Origin of the sequence: Acinetobacter sp. ANC 5045 (genome assembly GCF_004331005.1) — a bacterium.
Taxonomy (GTDB): domain Bacteria; phylum Pseudomonadota; class Gammaproteobacteria; order Pseudomonadales; family Moraxellaceae; genus Acinetobacter; species Acinetobacter towneri.
On record NZ_SJNS01000007.1, the window covers coordinates 82,418 to 105,455 of the forward strand.

Sequence of the window (23,038 nt, forward strand, 5' to 3'; positions counted from 1 at the left end):
AGGGAGGCTAGGAGGGATTTTCAACATTGAAAGTTTTCACCATATTTGGCTCTCCTTTTTTTAATCCCCCTCAATCCCCCTTTGAAAAGGGGGAGGTTCGCACAAGCAAGGGCTTTGTAATGGGATATTCCTCTCTTTTTAAAGGGAGGCTAGGAGGGATTTTCTAATCTTTTCCCCTTAACTCACCCTTAAGATTCAATCTTTAACTCTTGAATCAAGGCTTTAAAATCATCGCCTAATTTTGGATGATCGACGCCATAATGCAACACTGCTTTTAAGTAACCCAACTTGCTGCCACAGTCAAAAGTCTGACCTTGCATACGGTAAGCTTCGACCACACTGTTTTGTTGCAACATGGCAATCGCATCGGTCAATTGAATTTCATTGCCTGCCCCTTTAGGGGTGTTTTCCAGCAAAGTCATAATTACTGCAGGCAAGACGTAACGCCCCACCACCGATAAATTAGAAGGTGCCGTGCCTACTGCGGGTTTTTCGACAATGCCCTGCATCACGGTACTTTCACCTTCAGCAGGTGCTGTGGCTACATCGACAATACCGTATTGATCGACCAGATGATCTGGCACTGCTTCGACCATAATCTGTGCGGCATGGCTTTGCTCAAAACGCTGAATCATACGCGCCAAGTCATTTTGTGCCACATCATCCTTTACCAAAACATCGGGTAACAGTACCGCAAAAGCATCATTGCCTACTACAGATTTGGCACATAGCACCGCATGGCCTAAACCGAGAGGCTGTGGCTGACGCACACTCACGACACTGACATGTGCAGGTAAAATTTCGGTAATTTCTTTGAGCAAATCCAGTTTTTGTTTGTGTGCTAATGTGGTTTCTAGCTCAAAGTTACGGTCAAAGTAGTTTTCAATGGAGGCTTTAGAGGAATGAGTCACCAAAATAATTTGCTCAATCCCTGCTGCAACTGCCTCGCGCACTACATATTCAATCGCAGGACGATCGACCACGGTCACCATTTCTTTAGGGATAGATTTACTGGCAGGTAAAAAGCGGGTGCCTAAACCAGCAACGGGTAAAATGGCTTTTTTAATCATCTTAGATACCTAATTTCACACAAACTTTTTAGTTAAATTCTACTCATCAACAAGTTGAACTGACTTACTTCAACTTAGTTTTTGAAATTTAGTTCACCTTAACTTCTGTACCACGGGCATAACCATCCACATAGTGTTCAAGCTGTGCTAAAGCCCAGTCGATATCACTTTGAATTGCGGTTAAGTCATGCATACGCTCAAACACCATCAGCAATTCATCCAACGGATACATTTTTTCATAAGAACGCAAAATACGACTGTGCTGGGTCACTTCGGTATTATCGGCATCAATCAACAATTCTTCGTAAAGTTTTTCGCCTGGGCGTAAGCCTGAATATTGAATTTCAATATCACCTTCCTGACTGCCTGTTTCTCGTACTTTTAAACCACTCAGTGCAATCATTTGACGGGCCAAGTCCTGAATGCGTACAGGTTCCCCCATATCCAGCAGGAATACATCGCCCCCCTGACCTAAAGCACCCGCCTGAATCACCAATTGCGAGGCTTCTGGAATAGTCATAAAGTAACGGGTGACTTCAGGATGAGTCACGGTAATGGGTCCACCTTTGGCAATTTGCTGTTTAAACAACGGCACCACCGAACCCGATGATCCCAAAACATTCCCAAAACGGACAATGCTAATTTGGGTCTGATCTTGCGCTTCTGCCATCGCTTGACAATACAACTCTGCCATACGTTTAGACGCCCCCATGACATTGGTCGGACGCACGGCTTTATCGGTAGAAATGAGTACAAAGGTTTCTACAGCTGTTTTGACCGCTGCATTTAAGCTAAATGCCGTACCAATGGCGTTGTTTTTCAAACCTGCCAATGGATTACATTCTACCAACGGCACGTGTTTGTAAGCAGCCGCATGGTACACGGTTTGAACCCTATACTGTTCCATCACTCGCTCTAGTTTGGCCTGATCGAGCACTGAACCTAAAATCGGGATAATCGTGACATCGCTATTTAAGCGTAATTCTTTGTCAATGCTATACAACGCAAATTCGGTCAGTTCATAAATTACCAAAGCTTTGGGTTTATTTTTAACAATTTGGCGACACAGTTCAGAACCAATGGAACCACCCGCGCCTGTGACCAAGACCATTTTGTCTTGAATATTTTTAGCCAACAGTTCGGGTACAGGCGGCACAGGGTCACGCCCGAGCAAGTCAATAATATCGACTTCCTGAATATCCGATACGCGAATTTCACCATCGACCAGTTTGGTCAGTCCTGGAATTTCGGTAATTTTAATATGTGCAGGTTCTAAAAATTTGACGATCTCGCTTTTACGCATCCGTCCTACAGAAGGCAGCGCAATCAGAATTTCATCGACATTTTTTTTAGCTAACAATTTTAATGCGCTGTCTGCGTCATAGACTTTTAAACGCCCCAATTGCTGCCCAGTGAGTGACGGATCATCATCAATAAACATCACGGGTAAGTGTTCATCGGAATTGTATAGTGCCGCTGCAATTTGCTGTCCTGCATTGCCTGCACCATAAATCGCCACACGTTTTTTTTGTACATCGGCTTGTAAATAAGAACGCACGATAAAGCGAATAAAACCGCGGCTAAACCAAACCCATGCGAACATGAGAAATCCGAACATGAGCGGAATAGAAGTGGGAATAAAGGCATCGGTAAAATAAGCCAGCGCATACAACCCTGCCACAGTCAAAGAAGTACCCAACCCCAGTTTGACCATAAACAGTTCGCTGTAGGTGCGCACAATAAAGCGATACACCCCAAAAATAAACAGCGATACAACTGCAATCACACTCGCCCATACCGAACCAAAAGCCAAGTTGGGGACCACTTCTGCGCCTAAATCAAACTGGCGGATGGCATAACATAGCCATAGCAAGACAGGAAATACACAAAAGTCCAGCACCATTAAAAATGCGAGTTTGACTAAGCGGGGGGATTCTACAGCAGGTTCGATAATGGATTTCACGGAATGAGGCTTCTCAATTTTTTACTGAGGATGGTTTGGATGAGATATCTTAAAACAACCCTCAGTTCACACTATTTTTATCAGAGTAAGATATATGACTTTTCAATATTTTACTCTATTTTCGGTTTAAAGATTAGATGACTCTATCGCATTGCAAAAGCCGAATGATGCAAAGCTACAACAACCAACCTAACGCAGCCCTTTGCGCCCTATCGCAAGATGAAGATCACCACTTGGGGGCTGCATCATAAGTATGGCTTAGCCTGCCATCTTTTGTATCACCTGCTGAATTGCCGCAATAGTTTTTGTGATACTGTCATTGCTTAAATTTGGATGAACCAAGAACATTAAACTGGTTTCGCCTAATTGCTGTGCATTGACCAAACGCTGTGCAGGTCGCCATGCGGTGCCATCAAAAGCATGCTCCAAATACACTTCTGAGCATGAACCACTAAAACAAGGTACATTCAGAGCATTAATTTCCTCCATGATACGATCACGTGACCAGCCTGCAGGTAAGTGTTCGCTATTCACCTGCACATAGCACTTGTAATTGGCATGTACATAGTCGCTGTCTGGGTAATGCACAGTAAAATATGGACTGTCCTGAAAGGCTGCCAAAATGCGCTGTGCATGCTCGGTACGTTTTTGTGTCCATTCAGGCATGCGCTGTAATTGTATACGTCCAATCACGGCTTGCATTTCCATCATGCGCCAGTTGGTGCCAAATGAGTCATGTAACCAGCGGAAACCCGGTGGATGTTGTTTGTGATAAATGCTGTCGTAATTTTTACCGTGGTCTTTGTACGACCACATTTTTTTCCATAGGTTTTCATCGTTGGTGGTAACCATACCGCCTTCGCCACCTGTGGTCATAATTTTGTCCTGACAGAAAGACCACGCACCAATATGTCCAATTGAACCTGCAGATTTGCCTTTGTACATCGCACCATGTGCTTGTGCACAGTCTTCAATCACATACAGACCCCTTTCTTTTGCCAATTGCATAATCGGGTCCATATCACACATCCACCCTGCCAAATGCACACAAATAATGGCTTTGGTATTTGGAGTCAGTACCGCTTCAATGGTACGGGCAGAAATGTTTTGTGAATCGAGCTCTACATCTGCAAAAATGGGGTTGGCACCTGCTGTAACAATGGAGCTTGCCGACGCTAAAAAGGTGCGTGAAGTGACAATCACGTCATCACCCGCACCAATGTTCAAGGCTTTGAGTGCAACATCTAAAGCGACAGTACCGTTGGCAAGTGCCACGGCATATTGGGTTTGCGCAAATTGCGCAAATTCTTTTTCAAATTCGCGGCATTCTTGCCCTGTCCAGTAGTTGACTTTGTTGGAGAGTAAAACTTGAGATACGGCATCTGCCTCTTGTTGAGTAAAGCTTGGCCATGGTTCAAATGCAGTATTTAGCATGCTTTATCCTAGAATATTAATCGTATTCGTCTTAAAAATTAGTTCTTTTTCAACAGTCGCGCAGGGTTACCCACAACCGTCACACCTGCAGGTACACTTTTAGTCACTACTGCGCCCATACCAACCACCGCACCCCGACCAATAATTAAAGGTTGGTCTGGCGTACCTTGTTTTATCACCGCACCCGCACCAATGTAAGCATGGTCATGAATATGAATATTGCCATTACACTGAACACCTGGGGCAAAAGTCACAAAGTCACCAATCACACAATCATGTTCTACATAGCTATACAAGTTGGCATGAAAGCATTTACCAATTTTTATATTTGAGGTAATGCTCACATAAGGGCTGAGTGCTGCACCTGCGCCAATTTCAACCTCATCCATCAGCATGACATTATCTGCCTGAACACTCCAGAGCTCAATTGCATCTTGTTCAAGCTGTATTGAAATTTTTTCACGTACTTGACTATTGGCAATCGCAATCAACACCTGTTTTAGAGTCGCTGGGTGTTCTTTAAATGCCGCATAATTCATGGCACGATGCGAATTGATTATAGTTTCTACAACCAAGTTATCATCTATAAAAACAATTTCAGCAGGATTTCCCAAACGTTTTAATTGGGCTCTTGCCACTGGCATCAAGCTACGCCCACAGCCAGAGGCACCATATACTGCATATAGTTCAGTCATGCTGTTGATCCGATTTTGTACCCGTGAATTTAGTCATGGTCGCTTCGCCTGCTTCGTTAATATCATCTTTAGCGAGCACTTTTTCTACCGTTTTCAGCATAATTTTAAAATCTAACCAAATCGACTGATTTTCTACATACCACGTATCAAGTTTAAATTTTTCTTCCCAACTAATGGCATTACGTCCATTTACCTGTGCATACCCTGTCATGCCTGGGCGGACTAAATGACGTTTGGCTTGTTCTTGGTTATATAGCGGTAAATATTCCATGAGTAGTGGGCGTGGTCCGACTATGCTCATATCGCCCTTAATGACGTTCCATAATTCTGGCATTTCATCCAAACTACTAGAACGCAGCATTTTACCAAACGGAGTTAATCGCTCACTGTCTGGTAAGAGGTTGCCTTGTGCATCTACCGCGTCTTTCATACTGCGAAATTTAATCATTTCAAAAGGTTTGCCGTGTAAACCCGGGCGTACCTGACGAAATAAAACAGGCGAACCTAGGTTTTTTTTCACTTTATGTGCCACATAAAAATACAACGGTGACAGTAAAATCAAGGCAATAGAAGCAATAATAATATCGAGGAGGCGTTTTAGCATTTTGAACTCGAAGTATTTAGATGAGTACGTTTATGATGTATAGAATAAATTACTATAAAAAGTATCAGACACCATATAAATGGTAGTCTAAGTATAGATGAAGGAATCCATACGAGCCAACAAAACAAAATTAGACTAAATATAAAAAATATTTTTTGATTTAAAGTTAAAAAAATATTTTTTAATAATATCCAAGAAGATAAAAAAATTAAACTTAATAAAGCAATAAAAGAAAAAAGACCGAATGCTAAATACATTTCCATAAAAAAACTATGAGGATTTCTATACCCTAATGAATAACTTAAAGGGTTTAAATTAAAATAACCTTCATAGTTTCGTGGACCATACCCAATCCATAAAATTTTAAAATTTTCAAAAAACTTTTGATAAATCTCAGCCCTATAACTGACTGAATTATCCTCATCTAAAGCAAATATAGCTAATTCAAGTCTGACTATAGAGCGCTCTAACCAACTAAATTTAATTAAAAAATTAAAAACTGGTATTAAAAAATTAGGATTAAAGAGAAAAAAAGAAAATATTACACCTAAAGTAGAATATAAAAACTTAATATAAGATTTTGAGTTTAAGAATAATACTAAAAAAAGAATTGCTGCATATCCCAAAATAGCAGCACGTGATGCACTAACAAAAATAACCACACCCAATAGTAATACTAAAAAATAACCCAAACTTTTAATTTTTCGATTATTTTCATCTAGAATAAAAAAGAAAGCAATTAATGCACTAAAACAGGTCGAAATTACAGCTTGGTCATTAGTATTAAAGAAAAAACCCTTAAAAGCACCTTCTGATACTTCTAACTCTTTATTACCAACAACCAATTGAACTTTAAAAATCAGCTCTAAAAAGAATCCTATCAAAGTAATTAAAGATAAAAAAAACAAAAACTGCCTAATTTTTATCAAATAATTATCTTTAAAATATACAACCCCATAAAGAAATAAAGAAATAAAAAAATAAAAAAAAGAATAATCTAATATATTTTCAATAGTGAAATTAAGTATCAAGGCATTAAATGAAAATAAACACATGATAAGTAACAATACTAAAATAATAAAAGTATCTCTACTAAATTTATTAAAAAATATGAGGGTTACAGTTAGTATAAAAAATAGGGGCATGAGAGCAGTATCAAGCCGAGGAATACCTAATTTTGTAGATAAAAATGGTCCTAATAGGATTAAGCTAGAACTAATATAAAGCAATAATCCATATAATTGATGCTGAGTTATTTTCATCTATTTTTCACTAAGAATTAATTTATCAACTAAATGAGAAATTTCATTATAAGAAATATCTCTTAGAAATCTTTTTTTTGCAATATTTTGATTTACTAAGGACATTTTCTCTAAAGTTTCACGATCTTGTGATAACCTAATTAACTTTTTAGCTAAATCGGCAGCATTATTTGCACAATATTGCACTCCACCGCCTAAAGCTAATAACTCCTTAACTTCTTCAGATTCTTGGCAGCTTATAATTGGCAATCCACAACAAAAATAATCAGAAAGCTTATTCGTTATAGTTGCTTGAGATGTAGCTTTAATAGGATTTATAGCAATGTCTGAAGACATTAAGATTTTCATGGCATTATCGTAAGTAAGGGAACCCAAAAATCTAATATAATTGCCATGCTCTGTATTCAATGTTTTAAGATTCTGTTCATGAGGTCCTGTACCTATAAATTGTATTTGAACGAACTCATGACATAAAGCTGCAGCTTTTACTACCGTATCAAGATCGTAACTACCCGCCATTGTACCTATATATGTTGCAATAATTTTGGGTGATTTTCGCTCTTTATTATATTTTTCAAAATGTAAACTATCTGCACCGATATAGACGACTTTTTTTAAATTATCGTCAAGATTTTTGACATCACTTCTTTTTAAATATGTTTTTGAAACTGCGACTAAACCATCAGCCAAACTATAGGTGGTATTTGCATATCTAGTAATAGGAGATAATATTTTTTGAACTATAACATTTGAGAATATAGGAATTGGTCCTGATATTGCTTCTGGCCATATATCCTGTACATCAATAACTAATTTATATCCATATTTTTTTTTATATCTCCCTAAAATATAATTAGTTTTGATTAGCGGGTAAGCTGAATATACCAGATCAATAGGTTGATTATATGAGGCCAGAAATTGTTCAAATTTTTTACAAAAAATATGATGACTTAACAATCTTTTAAAAGATACATTTTTTTGATAACCAGGTTCATCAATCAAAATAACTTTAAAATCTTGCATGTTTGGATTTTGAGCACGAATAGACTTTAAAATATGACAAAATTTACTCGTGACAAGAGTTACACTATATTTTTGACTCAATTTTTTAGCAACAGCGATAAAACGATTGGCTCCAGGTTCATTTGGAAATGTAATATAAGGTGCAACTATCAGAATATGTTTTTTAATTAGCATTTCTCAATCCTTTAATTGAATTTTTAACAACTTGCAAATCAGTTGATTGAGGTATTAGGTTTCTAATAACTTTCACACCAGTTACTTTATTAAATGCATATGCACGTAATAAAAAATCAGAAAAATAAGCTATTGAGGTAGCTATAGCTGCTCCCTTAACACCCAAATAAGGAATTAAAAACAGACTTAAAATCACATTAATTAGCAATACCCAACAAGCATTATGCAAATTAATATTTGCCAACCCCCGAGCTGCTAAGTCATTAGCTAAAATCCTAGACGGGGTCCAAGCTAATATACCTGGGAGTAATAATAATGCCACTACTATAGACTGAATATATTCAACACCAAAAAATACATTTATCAAAATAGGCAAGAGTAATGAAAAAATAAAACCTAATAAGAACGTAAAAAACAGAGTTATTCTTGCAATATCTATAGTCGATTTTGCCAAATCTTTAGAATTTTCTTCATTTAAATTATGAGTTATTTTAGGTAAAAATATAGTACTCACAGCTTGGGATGGTAACCATAATTTCTCTACCAATTGTAAGCCTACAGTGTATATACCAACTAAAGAGGGTGAAGTGAAAAAACCTAATATAAACAAAGAAGAACGATAGTTCAATAAAGTTACAATATTGCTCAGATGAGATTTAACACTATAACCCATAAATTCCTTATAGAATTTTATTAATGAGTAGGCTTTAATCTCAATATTTTTCAATAAAACAATTATAACGATAAAAAATGTAATAAAATTAGCAAGAGTATAAGCATAAAGCATACTTAAAATATCGGAATAAAATATTACTACACCCAAGGTAACTAGAAGCATAAGCACAGGTTGTAGAATACAAATAATATTAAAAATATTAAACTTTTGAGTTGCTTGTAATATTGAAGGCAATACTGTAGTAAACGTTAAGGGAATTAATGATAATGTTGCTAGATATAGTAAATCTACTGGTATTTGAGGAAAGGCCCAGTTAGCATAAAAAAATAAAAAAACACAACAACCTATTGTGCCTATAATTGATATCATCAGCAAACTTAGTAAGTTCACATACAATACCTCTGTTTCTTTTACCTTTTTTCTACCAACACTAAAAATATTAGCACTTTGCAAGCCAAAACTTAGAATTTGAGATAATAAAGAGGGTATTAGAATTGCTAATGTATACTGTCCCATTCCCACTACATTTAAAGTACGAGCAATTATAATCAAAGTTAAAATTTGACAAAGACCTGCAAATATCTGTCTAAAAAAAGTCGTTGAAACTAGTTTAAGCATTGATACTCTCTGCAATACAGTGCTTATATATTTCTTTTACTCTGGAAATAAAAGCTTTTTCTGAAAAACGCTCTAAGCATCTTTGTCGAATGGAGTCGGAATCGTATAATTCAGGATTTTCCCCTACTTCTTTCATAGCTTGAGCTAAAGCATTCGCATCCGCAACTTCAACTAATATCCCATCTCCAGAAACTATAATGGATTCTGGACCACCACATTTAGTAGCAACAACAGGTGTACCCTGTGATAATGCCTCAATCACAACAACACCAAATGTTTCTACATGACTAGAAAGAACAAAACATGCACTTTCTGCCATAAGTAGCCGCACGCTCTCTCTAGGCAATGCTCCTGCAAATGTGACAGCTTCTTCAATATTTAGGATTTTAGCTAATTTTTGTAAATTTTCTCTTTCGGGACCATCACCACCTAATATTAATTTAACTTCAGGTTTTTCCTTATACAATATAGAAAAAGCTTTCAGTAAAATATCAAAACCTTTTTTCGATTGCATCCAACCTACAGCACAAAATTGATTATCTTTTTTTAATATGGGTATTTCTTCAGCAAACTTTCGATCCAATAAGTTTGGTAAAAACTCCCATTCTTTTCCACTTAATTTTTGCTTTAAAAGTAAACAAAATTCGTTACTTACAGCACTGAGGTGGCTTGCAAAATTTTCCGACTCTCTCAGTAAAGCCCACTGCCAAGGGGAAACTAATTCACGAGCGAATGTAGTACTATGTTCAGTAACGCAATAAGGTATATTATATTTTTTATATATTTCAAGTGCTAATGGTCCTGCCAATAATAAACTATGTACATGGATAACATCAGGCTCCCCTTGCTCTTTAATATATCTTTCAAAAAGCTTTAGACCTGCTTTTACCCATCTATGTAGATCTAAATATGGCACTTTAGGAAAACAAAATACACCATGTTTAAAATAGGTTGGAATATTATTATCCATCCAAATTTCTGTTGCATAACTTCCTGTAATTGCCTTAACACCCTGTCTTAAAGACCTAAACTGCGGAGCAATAACACCAACTCGCATCCCTGCTCTCGACAAAGCATGTGCCTGCTCTCTGAAAAAACAACCATTTAAGTCTTCGTTATTTAATGGATACCAAGATGGTAAAATCAAAACATGCATTTATAATTCCTTGTATAAAGAAATTAATTTTTTCGCATAATTTTGAGGATCACATTCCTTTATAATCAAATCATAAGCATTTTCTACATATACTTGAGTTTGCTCTTTATCCTCAATCGTTTGCAAAATTGCTTTTGCCATAGCTTCAGTATTTCGCGGCTCAACCAAATGACCCGTTTGGTTATTAATCACAATTTCACCAATAGCTGAAGCAGCATAAGCACATACTGGAGTTTTTGTTAGCATTGCTTCTACAATTGCATTAGATACCCCTGCACCAGAATCACCATCTACAACAATAGGGCTAACAAAAACATCTACCTTTTGCATGAAATCTTCAACATCCACAATATTGCCCATGAAGCTGATTTTATGTTGAATATTCATATTCTCAGCTAAACATTCCAATTCTTTTCTATGCGGTCCATCACCACCAATAATAAACTGAATATTTTGCGGAAATTCTTTGGACTCTTTTATATATTTGGCTATTTCTAAAAATAAATCCACACACCTATCAGCTCTTAAAGCCGATAACGTCCCAACTGTAATAAAATTTTTAGACAATTTTTCTTTAGGTGCAGTATCTGGATTTAATCGATAAGCATTATAAACATATGAAGTACGTAATGGTTCAAATCCATATCGAATTAATTTTTTTTGTTCTAATTTACAATTACCCAACCCTCTAATATCCATTCTATTAAATAAAGGTACAACATATTTATAAGTTGAGTGATTTAACCCTCGAGATGTCCAGAATATTTTTGGATTTTTATTTTTTGAAAAAAATTTAGCCACCCATAACATAGGTATAGGCCTAGCCATTTGTGCATGTATCACATTAACATGGTATTTATTTACCACATAAATAACTTTTAATATGTATTGCAATATTTTTATTGGATTTTTCGTATGAGATATTACATCAAACTGTTTAATATCTAATTGATTAATCGATTCAGATAAAGGGCCTTTCTTACCCAAGACATAAACATCTTGAACATATGATTTCAGCTCTTTGGCTGTGATATAAGTAGCTATTTCTGTTCCTCCAACTTTACCCATATCACTTACTAATAAAACACGTAATTCTTCATTATTAGTCATGTAGAGCTCCAAATGAGCTTACAATTTTCTCTTGCGCTTCAACAGTCAAATAAGGATGCATCGGCAAACTCATTACACGTTCAGCGACCAAATCTCCTATAGGTAAAACTGCATTATCATCTGCTACAGCAGGCTGCTTATTTAACGGAATCGGATAATGCACAGCAGTTGGAATACCTTGAGCTTTTAACTTTTCCTGAACCTCGCTGCGATTTTCCACCTGAATCGTATATTGTGCCCAAGCACTTTGATTATGCACTTCAATAAATGGAGTTGTTAAAATACCTGCTTCGTTTAATAGTTTGCTATAAGTATCCGCCACATGCTGACGCGCCTGCATTTCATCGTCCAAAATTGCTAGTTTTGGCAATAAAATAGCCGCTTGCAAGGTATCTAAACGACTGTTTACCCCAACACGAATATGATGATAACGACGGTCTTGCCCATGACGTGCAATCTGACGAATCACTTTTGCAAGCTCTTCATCGTTGGTAAAAATCGCACCACCGTCCCCATAGCAACCTAAAGGCTTACTTGGGAAGAAACTTGTACAAGCAACTGTAGTCAAATTACAACTTTTACGGCCTTTATAGGTTGCACCAAAGCTTTGCGCTGCATCTTCAATAACAGGAATATTATACTTCGCAGCAATTGCATTAATTGCATCAAAATCAGCACATTGTCCATACAGACTTACTGGAATAATTGCTTTAGTGCGTGGTGTAATGGCTGCTTCTAGTTTTTCTACATCTAAGTTGTAGGTTTTTGGGTTCACATCTACATAAACTGGTGTCGCACGCAACACTGCCACAGTTTCTGCTGTTGCAATATAGGTAAAACCTGGGGTAATGACTTCATCTCCAGGCCCTATGCCAAATGCCATTTGGGCAATTTGCAAAGCATCTGTACCATTGGCACAAGTAATACAATATTTAGCGCCCACATAAGCCGCTAACTTTTCTTCTAGTTCTGCAACTTCTGGCCCTAAGATATACTGACCATGTGCTAATACTCGCTGAATACCTGCATCAATTTCAGCTTTAATACGTGACTGCTGAGCTTTTAAATCAATAAATTCAATCATGCTGCAACCTGCTCTTTTGTTACAACCTTACCCTTCAGTCGGTAAAGCGCCCCTGTATGCTCACATACAACTTGTGCTTCACCCTCTAATGGCAAATCCAATTGTTCACCAAACTCACTCATCCAACCAATTTGCTTGGCAGGCACACCAACCATCAGTGCATAGGCTGGTACATCTTTATTTACCACTGCACCTGCACCCACAAATGAATATTCACCAATTGTAATACCACACACAATGGTACAATTTGCACCCAAAGTCGCACCTTTTTTTACAAGAGTATTACGGTATTCATCTTTACGTTCAATCAGTGAGCGTGGGTTATATACATTGGTAAAAACCATGCTCGGCCCACAAAATACCCCTTCTTCAAGCGTGACATTGTCATACACCGAAACATTATTTTGTACTTTGCAATGATCACCTATCACGACCTTATTGCCCACAAAAACATTCTGGCCTAAAGATACGCCTTGTCCAATTTTGGCACCGCCACAAACATGCACAAAATGCCAAACACGAGAGTTCTCACCAATTTGAGCACCCTCATCTACAATTGCACTTTCATGTTGATAAAAACTCATCGTATTCTGCCTTATTATTTTACTTTTACTAATAGAGGATGCGGGTTGCTTGGATTTTCAACAACTGGAGCAACACGAATCACTTCAACCGTTTCAATTGCTGCACGGTTTTCTTCTACGCCATACCCTTTACCAGACAAAATACGTTGGTAACTTTGGGTGTGCAAGTCTGTAAAACCACCTGAAAATTCAAGCTCTTCATTTTCAATGGTAATACTACGGTAGGTTAATTTTTCACCCTGTACCGCATTTTCTGGTAAATTTTTGGCATCAATAGACAAAAACCAGCGTACACGAGCACGCTCATATTCTAAATAACCTGATGCGGTTTTTTCATCACGATAATGCACTTCATTTTTCACAATTTTGCCAAAAATAAAATGTAGCATGTCATAAAAATGCACACCAATATTGGTTGCTACGCCACCCGATTTATTATCTACCCCTTTCCATGATTTTAAATACCACTTACCACGTGAGGTTAAATACGTTAAATCTACATCAAAAATTTTACCTGCAGGTGCAGCCTGAACTTTATCACGCAACGCGATAATAGAAGGGTGCAAACGTAGCTGTAAAATCGAGTTTACTTTTGCACCATACTGTTTTTCATATTCAGATAAAAGGTTTAAATCTTCTGAATTCAATACCAATGGCTTTTCACAAATAACATCTATGCCATTTTTTAAAGCATATTTCATGTGTGGCGCATGTAAATAGTTTGGTGAGCAAATCGCAACATAATCTAGCTTTTCACCTTTAAGTTTTTGATCCTCTACATAGGCTTCAAACTCTTCAAATTCGGTAAAAAATTCAGCTTCAGGAAAGTGGCTGTCCATAATACCAACAGAGTCGTTAACATCCATTGCTACAGACAAAGTATTGCCTGTTTCTTTAATTGCTTTTAAATGACGTGGTGCGATATAACCTGCTGCACCAATCAGGGCAAATTTTTTCATATTTTTACTACAATCTATTTTGGGTGAATCTTATAAACGGAATACGGTAAAACCTTGTGCTGTCATTTCATCACGATTAAACAAGCTTTTTACATCGGTCAATACAGGTTGTTCTGCTTTAACATAGGCACGTAACTGTTCAGGACTCAAAGCACGAAACTCATTATGTCCCACAGCAACGACTAAACTGTCCACAGGGTGTTCAGCATCTACCTGAACTAAGTCAATTCCATATTCATGTTTGACTTCTTCGGCATCGGCCCAAGGGTCACACACTGCAACCTTAATGCCCCATTGATCGAACTCTTTAATTACATCTACAATTTTACTGTTACGAATATCTGGGCAGTTTTCTTTAAAAGTGATACCTAAAATACCAACAGTGGCTTTGGTCACATCAATATTATTTTTCACCATTCTTTTAATGGTGGCACGTGCAACATAACGTGCCATATTGTCATTAATACGGCGACCCGCCAAAATCACTTGCGGATGATAACCAACCTCCTCTGCTTTATGGGTTAAATAGTACGGATCGACCCCAATACAATGCCCTCCCACTAGACCTGGGCGGAAAGGTAAAAAGTTCCACTTACTCCCTGCGGCTTCCAACACATCTAAAGTATCAATACCAATACGTGAGAAAATTACCGAAAGCTCATTCACCAAAGCAATATTTAAATCACGCTGAGTATTTTCAATGACTTTGGCTGCTTCAGCCACTTTAATGCTTGATGCTTTATGTGTGCCTGCAGTAATAATGCTGGCATAGACTTGGTCTACAAGAGTAGCAATTTCTGGGGTACTGCCACTGGTAATTTTTTTAATTTTCGTCAGGGTATTTACTTTGTCGCCTGGGTTAATCCGCTCTGGGCTGTAGCCTGCAAAAAAGTCCTGATTGAATTTTAAGCCAGATACTTGTTCTAAGACTGGAATACATACTTCTTCTGTAGCACCTGGGTATACCGTAGACTCATAAACGACAACATCTCCTTTATTTAACACCTTACCCAATGTTTCACTGGCTTTTCTTAAAGGAGTTAAATCAGGACGATTGACTGCATCTACAGGGGTTGGCACTGTTACAATAAAAAAATTGCAGCTGTTTAAGTCATCTAAATTGGCTGAATAGCTTAAATGTGTCGCTTGTTTAAGTTCTTCTGGCGACACTTCTAAAGTGTGATCTTCTCCACTTTGTAATTCTTGTATGCGTTTTTGGTGAATATCAAAACCAACCACTGGCATTTTTTTTCCGAATTCAACTGCCAAAGGTAAACCGACATAGCCTAAACCAATAACGGCAATTTTTAGTTCAGAGAGTTGTAGCATTTGAGCGCCTTTAAATTTATATCTGTATTTTATGAAGAATGGATCTTTCGGCAAGGATACTAGCAGAAATTCATGAAATTTCTATTGTGATTTGTGCTCAAATTATTTGAAACAGATCGCAATGTATAGTTTTTGTGAATATTCACTTTTTTTATTTAAAATAAATTCATAATTTTTAAGGTTTATCTTGTTTTGCTTTAAGGTTCTGACCAAATATGCAAAATGATTACAAATTGCTATGTACCTATTTTACAAGTTCGGTAAAATGACAACAATTTATTTTAAAAGATTTTAAAAAATTAATAATGGAATCTCGCGTGCGACACTTTCAACTGGCTGTTTTATTGGCATGTGGCATTGTCACTACGGGGTGCGCTGTCACCTCTGGTTTACAAACCTACGACTTACCTCGTGAAGGGGTTTACACCACCGACTTGGGTACAGCAGTCAATGTGATTAAACTCACCCAAGACTCAATGCTTGCGGTGCAGCCTGCCGTACACAATATTCAACAAGACTATGCGCATTTATTTAATACACGACAGCGTCAATACACTTTAAGTTCAGGCGATATTCTCTCTATTTATTTATGGGCATATCCTGAAATCACCCCTCAATCATCTAGTATTAGCAACAATCAATCCGCGCAAGCAAATGGTTATCAGATTGATCAAAGTGGATATATTCAGTTTCCGATTATCGGGCGTTACAAAGCTGCAGGGAAATCTTTAGCACAAGTCAACCATGAATTACGCGGGCAATTGGCACGTTACCTAAAAACCCCAGACGTGATTGTGCGGGTCTTATCTTACCAAGGTAAATATTTTTCTGTTCAAGGAAATGTGCAACAAAGTGGTCGATTTTTTTTGAACGATCAGCCTATTAGTCTTTATGCCGCCATTGGAATAGCGGGTGGAATTAACACTGAAACAGGGAATAAAACCTCATTAACGCTTATTAGAGATGGGAAAAGCTACCAGTTAAATACTCTAGAGTTAGAAAAGTCTGGCTACTCTCTACACGATTTATTGATTCAGCCCAATGATACCATTTATGTAAATGCACGTGAGAATCAAAAAATTTATGTCATGGGGGAATCTAATAATAATCAAGCCCTACCAATGCGTGAACAAGGCATGAGCTTAAGCGATGTATTGGGTGAAAGCTTGGGCTTAAACCCACTGTCTGCCAGCCGTAGTAAAATTTATGTGGTACGCAGTCAGCCCAATGCAACACATACCGAAGTCTATCACATGGATTTAACCAGTATTGCCGACTTTGGCTTAGCCAATCAGTTTAAAATGCGCAGCAATGATATTGTCTATGTCGATGCATCAGGCTTGGCACGCTGGCAACGTGTGGTGAATCAAATTATTCCATTCTCAAATGCTTTATATAACCTAGATCGTTTGGGGAACTAATGAAAATTAATAACATTTTGGTGGTATGTATCGGCAATATTTGCCGTAGCCCCATGGCAGAATACTTTTTAAAAGAGCAATATCCACACTTACATATTGAATCTGCGGGTATTTCAGGCTTGGTGGGTCATGCAGCCGATGATAAAGCCCGTTTATGTATGCAACGTCACGGCATCGACATGAGTCCACACGTAGCAAAAAAACTCAATGCAGAGCTGATTAAAAAAGCCGATCTGATTTTGGTTATGAGCCAAAATCAACAAAAGCATGTGGAACAAACTTGGCCCTTTGCCAAAGGCAAAACCTTTAGATTGGGGCACTGGCAAAGTAAAAACGTCGCTGACCCATATCAGCACGATCAAGCCATATTTGATGAAACCTGCACATTAATTCAAGCCTGCATTGCCGACTGGAAAAAATATATCTAGTTTCTTGATATTCTCGCTTTTTTAAAATTCTACTTTTTTGATATTTAAACTATGAGCCAAACCGCCAACACCGAAGACACCATTGATTTAAAGGAATTATTTTTTTCCTTAATCGCACAATGGAAAATGATTACTCTTTGCGTTCTACTCAGTATCGTCTGCGCTTTACTGTATTTAAGAACTACACCAGACACCTATGCAGTCGATGCTCTCGTTCAAATTGAGCAAACACGTGGAACATCGACAGCCTTATTAGGTGAAGAGCTTTCTAAAGTTTTAGATCAAAATTCACCAGCACAACCTGAAATTGAAATTTTAAAATCACGTTTGGTGTTGGGTAACGTTATTAATCATCTGAATTTAAATATTCGCGTTTCGGGTACGGAAGATAGTTTCTGGAATCGTTTATTGGCCAAGCATGAATATAACAGTGAATATTCAGCGCAATCGGTGCTGTTTAAAGATAATCAAAAAAGTTTTGATATTCGCCAGTTCGATATTCCGCAATACTTTCAAGATAAAAACTTAATCCTCAAATTTGCACAAGGCAAATACAGCCTGACGGATGAGGAAACCGAACAAGTGGTTTTTTCAGCGCCTTTAAATCAAGTCAGTCAATTACAGTCTGAATTTGGGGTTTGGAAAGTTGCCATTTTTACTCAAGACAGCTTTGATACCACTTATAATATTGAAAAACAAAGCTTACCTGCCGCAATGAAAACCTTAACTGCCAACTATTCTGTGGCAGAAAAAGGTAAATTGACAGGTGTATTGGGACTAAATTACCAAGGGCAAGACAAACAACACATTACCCAAGTGTTGAATGCAATATTGGCCGCTTATAGCCAACAGAATATTGAACGTCGTACCGCAGAAACTGCACAGACTTTAAAATTTTTGGAAGACCAGCTTCCAGAACTTAAACAACAGCTAGACGTGGCAGAACGTGAATTTAACCGTTTCCGCCAACAGTTTAATACGGTCGATGTGACCAAAGAGTCTGAGTTGTACTTAACCCAAAGTATTACCCTGGAAACTCAAAAAGCAGAGTTAGAGCAAAAAGTGGCTGAAGCTGCTGCCAAATACACCAATGAACACCCTGTCATGCAGCAAATGAATGCTCAATTGGGTGCGATTAACAAACGAATTGCTGAATTAGACGGCACACTTAAACGCTTACCTGAACTACAACGCCAATATTTACAACTGTTCCGTGAAGTTGAGGTGAAACAACAACTGTATACTGGCTTACTTAACTCTTACCAACAACTGCGTATTGCCAAAGCAGGTGAAATTGGTAACGTCCGTATTGTAGATACTGCTGTAGAACCAATTGAGCCAATTAAACCTAAGAAATTACAAATTCTGATTTTGTCAGTTTTCTTGGGTGGTTTTCTGGGCACATTGTTGGCATTACTGCGTAATATGTTGCGTTCAGGTATTAAAGACTCGAATCAGATTGAAAATGAACTGGATTTACCTGTTTACGCCACTGTGCCACGTTCACCTGTACAAGAAAGTCGTATTAAAATTCTGAAAAAGAAAAAGAATATTCCTATTCTTGCGGTTAAAAACAGTGATGATATTGCCATTGAAAGCCTGCGTAGCATGCGTACTGCCATTCACTTTGCCTTAAGCAGTGCCAAAAACAATATCATTATGATTTCTGGCCCTGCACCAGAGTTGGGTAAATCATTTATTTCGACTAACTTAGCTACTATTTTGGCACAAAGTGATAAGCGCGTATTATTGGTTGATGCCGATTTACGTCGCGGTTATATGCATAAATACTTCAACTATGATGTGCAACCTGGTTTGGCTGAATATTTAAATGGTCAACAAGAATTAGGCAGTGTTGTACGTAGTACTGAAGTTGAAAATTTAAGCATCATGAGTCGTGGCAAAAGTCCTGCCAATCCGTCAGAGTTGTTAAGTACGCAAAAATTTGCAGACATGCTCACGCACTTGTCTAGTCAGTTTGACCATATTCTGATTGATACCCCACCAGTCCTTGCGGTAACCGATGGGATTATTATTTCACAATATGCAGGTGTGAATTTGGTTGTGGCACGTTATGGCAAAACTCAAATGAAAGAACTTGAACTGACTGTCAACCGCTTTGAACAGGCTGGCGTGAAAGTAAACGGCTTTATTTTGAATGATATTCAACGTGAAGCTGGTGGTTATGGCTATGGTTATAACTATGCTTATGCCTATAAAGCCAATAAGGATGATGATTAAACTATTTACTCAACCTCCCTTTTTGCTAGGCTTCCCCCTTTGTCAAAGATGAGCTATACCTCGTGCTAGCCTCCCCCTTTGTCAAGGTGAGCCATATATGGCGCAAGGAGGGGGATTAAAAAAATCTAAAAAGGTGAGCCGCAAACCACCAACATTCAAAATCCCTCCTAGCCTCCCTTTAATAAAGGGAGGGTTGTTCATTATAAAATTGATTTCAAGTGCGAAAATTTAAAGCAATGCTAAAATTTCGTGTTGGAAGAAATTTTATGGGAAACATGCTTGTGCGAACCTCCCCTTTGCAAAGGTGAACTATATGCTCGTGCTAGCTTCCCCCTTTGAAAAAGGTGAGCCATATATGGCGCAAAAAGGGGGATTAAAAAAATCTAAAAAGATGAGCTATGTATGTCACAAGAAAGCTAATTAAAAATATACCACTTTTTAAAACAAAGAATAAAAAACCATGCAACCCTATAACAAAAATTTAAAATATAACGCACGACAGTTAAGAAACAATATGACCGAAGCAGAACAGAAACTCTGGTTACGACTGCGTCAAAAACAACTCTTGGGCTTACAGTTTTATCGGCAAAAGCCTATTCTGAATTTTATTGTAGATTTTTACTGTCCTGCGGCAAGTTTAATTATTGAATGCGATGGCAGCCAACATTTGAACAAAAAAGGCTTAAAGTATGATTTATCACGTGATCAGGCTTTAACACAGTTAAATTTAACGGTGTTAAGATTTAACAATTTACAAATTTTGCATGAACTTGATGCAGTCGTCCAAACCATTGAAAATGTGATTTTAAGTCAACACGCTAATAATCCCTCCTAGCCTCCCTTTAAAAAGTGAGGAACATTCATTACAAAGCCCTTGCTTGTGCTAGCCTCCACCGTTTACAGAAGAATTTTCTTTTGAAATTTACAACAATACTCAACAATTCACATTGCAAAAATCCACTCAAAAACCTATTTTGGTTACAGTTTATAAACGCTGAGAATATATAAGAATGTTTGCACCCAAAGCGCTGCTGGCGACACTGGCATTAAGCTCATCCTTAACCTTTGCCCAAGGCATTGTCTTAAATGACCAAAACTTACGTACCGATTTAAACTGGCTAAATCAGCAAGGCGTCATTCAAATTAGTACGTCAACTTGGCCTATGAGTGGTGATGAAATTCAACGTGCACTTTCTCAAGCCAAGATTAGCAACAACAATCAACAAAAAGTAATCGATGCAGTTGTGGCAGATTTAAATGCTAATAACCAACTGCTCAAAGCCTCGCTTTTTGCAGAAACAGATCAAAAGAATATTCCTCAAGCCTTTGGCGACCAACAAAAAGCACAATATCAAGCAGGTTTGGAACTCAATGCAGGCAATCAAAACTGGGATGCTAAAATTAGGGTCAATGCAGAAAAAGATCCACAAATTGACAACGATCAAGATGTCAATGTTGAAGGTTCGTATATTGCAGCCAAACTTTGGAATCAATGGCTCATTGCTGGGCAAATTCCAACCTACTGGGGGCCTGCACATGACGGCAGTTTAATTCGTGGCGATGCTAGCCGCCCAGTTTACGGCGTAACCATGCAGCGTGCTGAACAACAAGCCTTCAGCAACAAATGGTTGTCATGGATTGGCCCATGGCAATATCAGGCCTTTGCAGGTCAGTTGCATGATTATGATGCTGTACCCGATGCCAAATTGATTGGTTTACGTGTCACTGCACAACCGCTGCCTTATTTGGAATTGGGTGCTTCACGTGCCTTTCAATGGGGGGGTGAAGATCGTCCAGAAAGCTTGAACTCACTTTGGGATGCTTTTGTTGGCAATAAAGATAATGGTGGTACTGGCGAACCGGACCCCTCTAACCAAGTGGCAGGCTTTGATGCACGCTTAAACCTACAGCCATTGCTACAAGTGCCAATGGGTGTTTATGCACAATACGCAGGTGAAGATGAAGCAGGCGGCTTACCCGCTAAAAAAATGTATTTGGCTGGGGTAGATTATTCATCAAGCTATCAGAATATGCCATTCCAACTGTATACCGAATGGGCTGACACCCGTACCAACGGTAAAGCATTAGGCGTTACTTATAATCACAGCACCTATACCAATGGTTTCTATCAACATGGCTATCCTTTAGCACATGCTATGGGTGGTGATGGACAAATGATTTCACTCGGTGGTGATATTCGTTTTGATCGTATCAACCGCGTGAATGCACGTGTAATGTTTGCCAAATTGAATGAATCAAACCGCGCAACCAACCAAGCTTTCCCAGAAAAAGATCAGTTAAAAGCTTTGGATTTGACTTGGACACACTATTTACGCCCAGATATTCCACTTAAACTGAATGGCTGGATTAGCGATTCAGATGTCCATGGCAATGATGGTGGTGCATCGATTGGAATTGAGTTTCCTTTAGAAAAAGGATTATTTTCTTATTAAGTCTACCCACTAGACCGAAAATACATCATGGATGAGATCGACACCGATTTCATCCATTTTTCTAAAATCAAAAGAATTCAGCGTAACTCAACCATTTAACGCAAAATTTCAGGCAACGCCTTATAACTACGGCTTTTGCTTAATTCAATTTTCATTTTCTGCAGCATTTGATACGGTTGCTGCTGCACAAACATATTCACAAAACTTAAAGGAATCGAGCCTTCAGGGTTGGCGTAGCCATAGGTACTGACTTTGACTTTTTGATTGCCCAGTTTTTGAAATGTCCAGTCGCCTTCATAATCCTGAATGCGTACATAATCTGGGTTCAGTGGATAGCCGCCCTCAATGGCTTTATTTTGAATACTAATAATACCTTGCGCATCTTTACTCATTTTGCCTTTGACCACTAAATCACGGTCTTTCAGCGGAAAAGGAAAGTCCAGCACCATATACAGCAAGAACTCACCTTTTTGGTCATCGCGTGACAAAACTTTGACACTGCCAACATAAGGCACCCATTTCACGGCATGATCAACATCTAAAATTAAGGCAGCAGCTTTTTCTAAAGGTACATTGAAGGTGGTTTCGGCCTTATATAAAAACACCGGGCTAGACTGTTGTTGAAAGGTCCAGACTTTAATATTGTTTTTATGTATGCTGAGTTTGGCATGTTCAATATTTTGTGCAGAGGCCGCACAAATACAGGTGCTTAACCCAAGCATCAGCAGAGATTTTTTCATTTTATTTTGCATCT

At 38.0% G+C, this 23,038-nt stretch carries 20 protein-coding genes; 5 read left to right on the plus strand and 15 right to left on the minus strand.

What is annotated here, in order from left to right:
- Window positions 1-188: 188 nt before the first annotated feature.
- From galU to tviB, 14 genes are all read right to left on the minus strand, one after another.
- Window positions 189-1,070, minus strand: a complete 882-nt coding sequence (gene galU, locus E0H79_RS07600; RefSeq protein WP_131261290.1) for a UTP--glucose-1-phosphate uridylyltransferase GalU — start codon at window positions 1,068-1,070, stop codon at window positions 189-191.
- 88 nt (window positions 1,071-1,158) lie between these two features.
- Window positions 1,159-3,033, minus strand: coding sequence for a nucleoside-diphosphate sugar epimerase/dehydratase (locus E0H79_RS07605; protein ID WP_131261291.1), 1,875 nt, complete (start codon window positions 3,031-3,033; stop codon window positions 1,159-1,161).
- A 258-nt stretch (window positions 3,034-3,291) separates the two neighbouring features.
- Window positions 3,292-4,467, minus strand: coding sequence for a DegT/DnrJ/EryC1/StrS family aminotransferase (locus E0H79_RS07610; RefSeq protein WP_131261292.1), 1,176 nt, complete (start codon window positions 4,465-4,467; stop codon window positions 3,292-3,294).
- Window positions 4,468-4,505: 38 nt separating this feature from the next.
- Window positions 4,506-5,162: a NeuD/PglB/VioB family sugar acetyltransferase gene (locus E0H79_RS07615; RefSeq protein WP_131261293.1), complete on the minus strand. Its 657-nt coding sequence runs from the start codon at window positions 5,160-5,162 to the stop codon at window positions 4,506-4,508.
- Window positions 5,155-5,766 carry a sugar transferase gene (locus E0H79_RS07620; protein ID WP_131261294.1) on the minus strand — a complete coding sequence of 204 codons (612 nt, stop codon included), beginning with the start codon at window positions 5,764-5,766 and terminating at the stop codon, window positions 5,155-5,157. Before E0H79_RS07620 ends, E0H79_RS07615 begins: the two co-directional genes overlap by 8 nt.
- Entirely contained in the window at window positions 5,760-7,028 is a 1,269-nt protein-coding gene (locus E0H79_RS07625; protein WP_131261295.1) for an O-antigen ligase family protein, read from the minus strand. The genes E0H79_RS07620 and E0H79_RS07625 overlap by 7 nt, the downstream gene beginning before the upstream one ends.
- Window positions 7,029-8,225 (minus strand): glycosyltransferase, encoded by a 1,197-nt coding sequence (locus E0H79_RS07630; RefSeq protein ID WP_131261296.1) that lies wholly within the window; start codon window positions 8,223-8,225, stop codon window positions 7,029-7,031.
- Window positions 8,215-9,519, minus strand: a complete 1,305-nt coding sequence (locus tag E0H79_RS07635; protein ID WP_131261297.1) for a flippase — start codon at window positions 9,517-9,519, stop codon at window positions 8,215-8,217. The genes E0H79_RS07630 and E0H79_RS07635 overlap by 11 nt, the downstream gene beginning before the upstream one ends.
- The gene (locus E0H79_RS07640) at window positions 9,512-10,675 is read right to left on the minus strand and encodes a glycosyltransferase (protein ID WP_131261298.1); all 1,164 of its coding nucleotides are present in this window, start codon (window positions 10,673-10,675) and stop codon (window positions 9,512-9,514) included. Before E0H79_RS07640 ends, E0H79_RS07635 begins: the two co-directional genes overlap by 8 nt.
- A complete protein-coding gene (locus tag E0H79_RS07645; protein ID WP_131261299.1) occupies window positions 10,676-11,785 on the minus strand; it encodes a glycosyltransferase in 1,110 nt (369 codons plus the stop codon). It abuts the gene before it with no gap.
- A complete protein-coding gene (locus E0H79_RS07650; protein ID WP_131261300.1) occupies window positions 11,778-12,869 on the minus strand; it encodes a DegT/DnrJ/EryC1/StrS family aminotransferase in 1,092 nt (363 codons plus the stop codon). Before E0H79_RS07650 ends, E0H79_RS07645 begins: the two co-directional genes overlap by 8 nt.
- A complete protein-coding gene (gene wbpD / locus E0H79_RS07655) occupies window positions 12,866-13,453 on the minus strand; it encodes a UDP-2-acetamido-3-amino-2,3-dideoxy-D-glucuronate N-acetyltransferase (protein ID WP_131261301.1) in 588 nt (195 codons plus the stop codon). Before wbpD ends, E0H79_RS07650 begins: the two co-directional genes overlap by 4 nt.
- Window positions 13,454-13,467: 14 nt before the next feature.
- The gene (locus tag E0H79_RS07660) at window positions 13,468-14,412 is read right to left on the minus strand and encodes a Gfo/Idh/MocA family protein (protein WP_131261302.1); all 945 of its coding nucleotides are present in this window, start codon (window positions 14,410-14,412) and stop codon (window positions 13,468-13,470) included.
- A 30-nt stretch (window positions 14,413-14,442) separates the two neighbouring features.
- On the minus strand, window positions 14,443-15,741 hold the full coding sequence (gene tviB, locus E0H79_RS07665; protein ID WP_131261303.1) for a Vi polysaccharide biosynthesis UDP-N-acetylglucosamine C-6 dehydrogenase TviB: 1,299 nt from the start codon (window positions 15,739-15,741) through the stop codon (window positions 14,443-14,445).
- A 317-nt stretch (window positions 15,742-16,058) separates the two neighbouring features.
- On the opposite strand from tviB, the gene E0H79_RS07670 reads away from it, so the two are divergent.
- From E0H79_RS07670 to E0H79_RS07690, 5 genes are all read left to right on the plus strand, one after another.
- Complete coding sequence (locus E0H79_RS07670) at window positions 16,059-17,162, plus strand: polysaccharide biosynthesis/export family protein (RefSeq protein WP_131261304.1); 1,104 nt, start codon at window positions 16,059-16,061, stop codon at window positions 17,160-17,162.
- Window positions 17,162-17,590: a low molecular weight protein-tyrosine-phosphatase gene (locus tag E0H79_RS07675; protein ID WP_131261305.1), complete on the plus strand. Its 429-nt coding sequence runs from the start codon at window positions 17,162-17,164 to the stop codon at window positions 17,588-17,590. The genes E0H79_RS07670 and E0H79_RS07675 overlap by 1 nt, the downstream gene beginning before the upstream one ends.
- Before the next feature lie 51 nt (window positions 17,591-17,641).
- Complete coding sequence (locus E0H79_RS07680) at window positions 17,642-19,831, plus strand: polysaccharide biosynthesis tyrosine autokinase (protein WP_131261306.1); 2,190 nt, start codon at window positions 17,642-17,644, stop codon at window positions 19,829-19,831.
- Between the two features lie 460 nt (window positions 19,832-20,291).
- Window positions 20,292-20,666 carry an endonuclease domain-containing protein gene (locus tag E0H79_RS07685; protein ID WP_131261307.1) on the plus strand — a complete coding sequence of 125 codons (375 nt, stop codon included), beginning with the start codon at window positions 20,292-20,294 and terminating at the stop codon, window positions 20,664-20,666.
- A gap of 175 nt (window positions 20,667-20,841) precedes the next feature.
- On the plus strand, window positions 20,842-22,284 hold the full coding sequence (locus E0H79_RS07690; protein WP_131261308.1) for a capsule assembly Wzi family protein: 1,443 nt from the start codon (window positions 20,842-20,844) through the stop codon (window positions 22,282-22,284).
- A 95-nt stretch (window positions 22,285-22,379) separates the two neighbouring features.
- Here E0H79_RS07690 and E0H79_RS07695 read toward each other — a convergent pair whose 3' ends face one another.
- Window positions 22,380-23,024 (minus strand): START domain-containing protein, encoded by a 645-nt coding sequence (locus tag E0H79_RS07695; RefSeq protein WP_131261309.1) that lies wholly within the window; start codon window positions 23,022-23,024, stop codon window positions 22,380-22,382.
- Window positions 23,025-23,038: the final 14 nt, after the last annotated feature.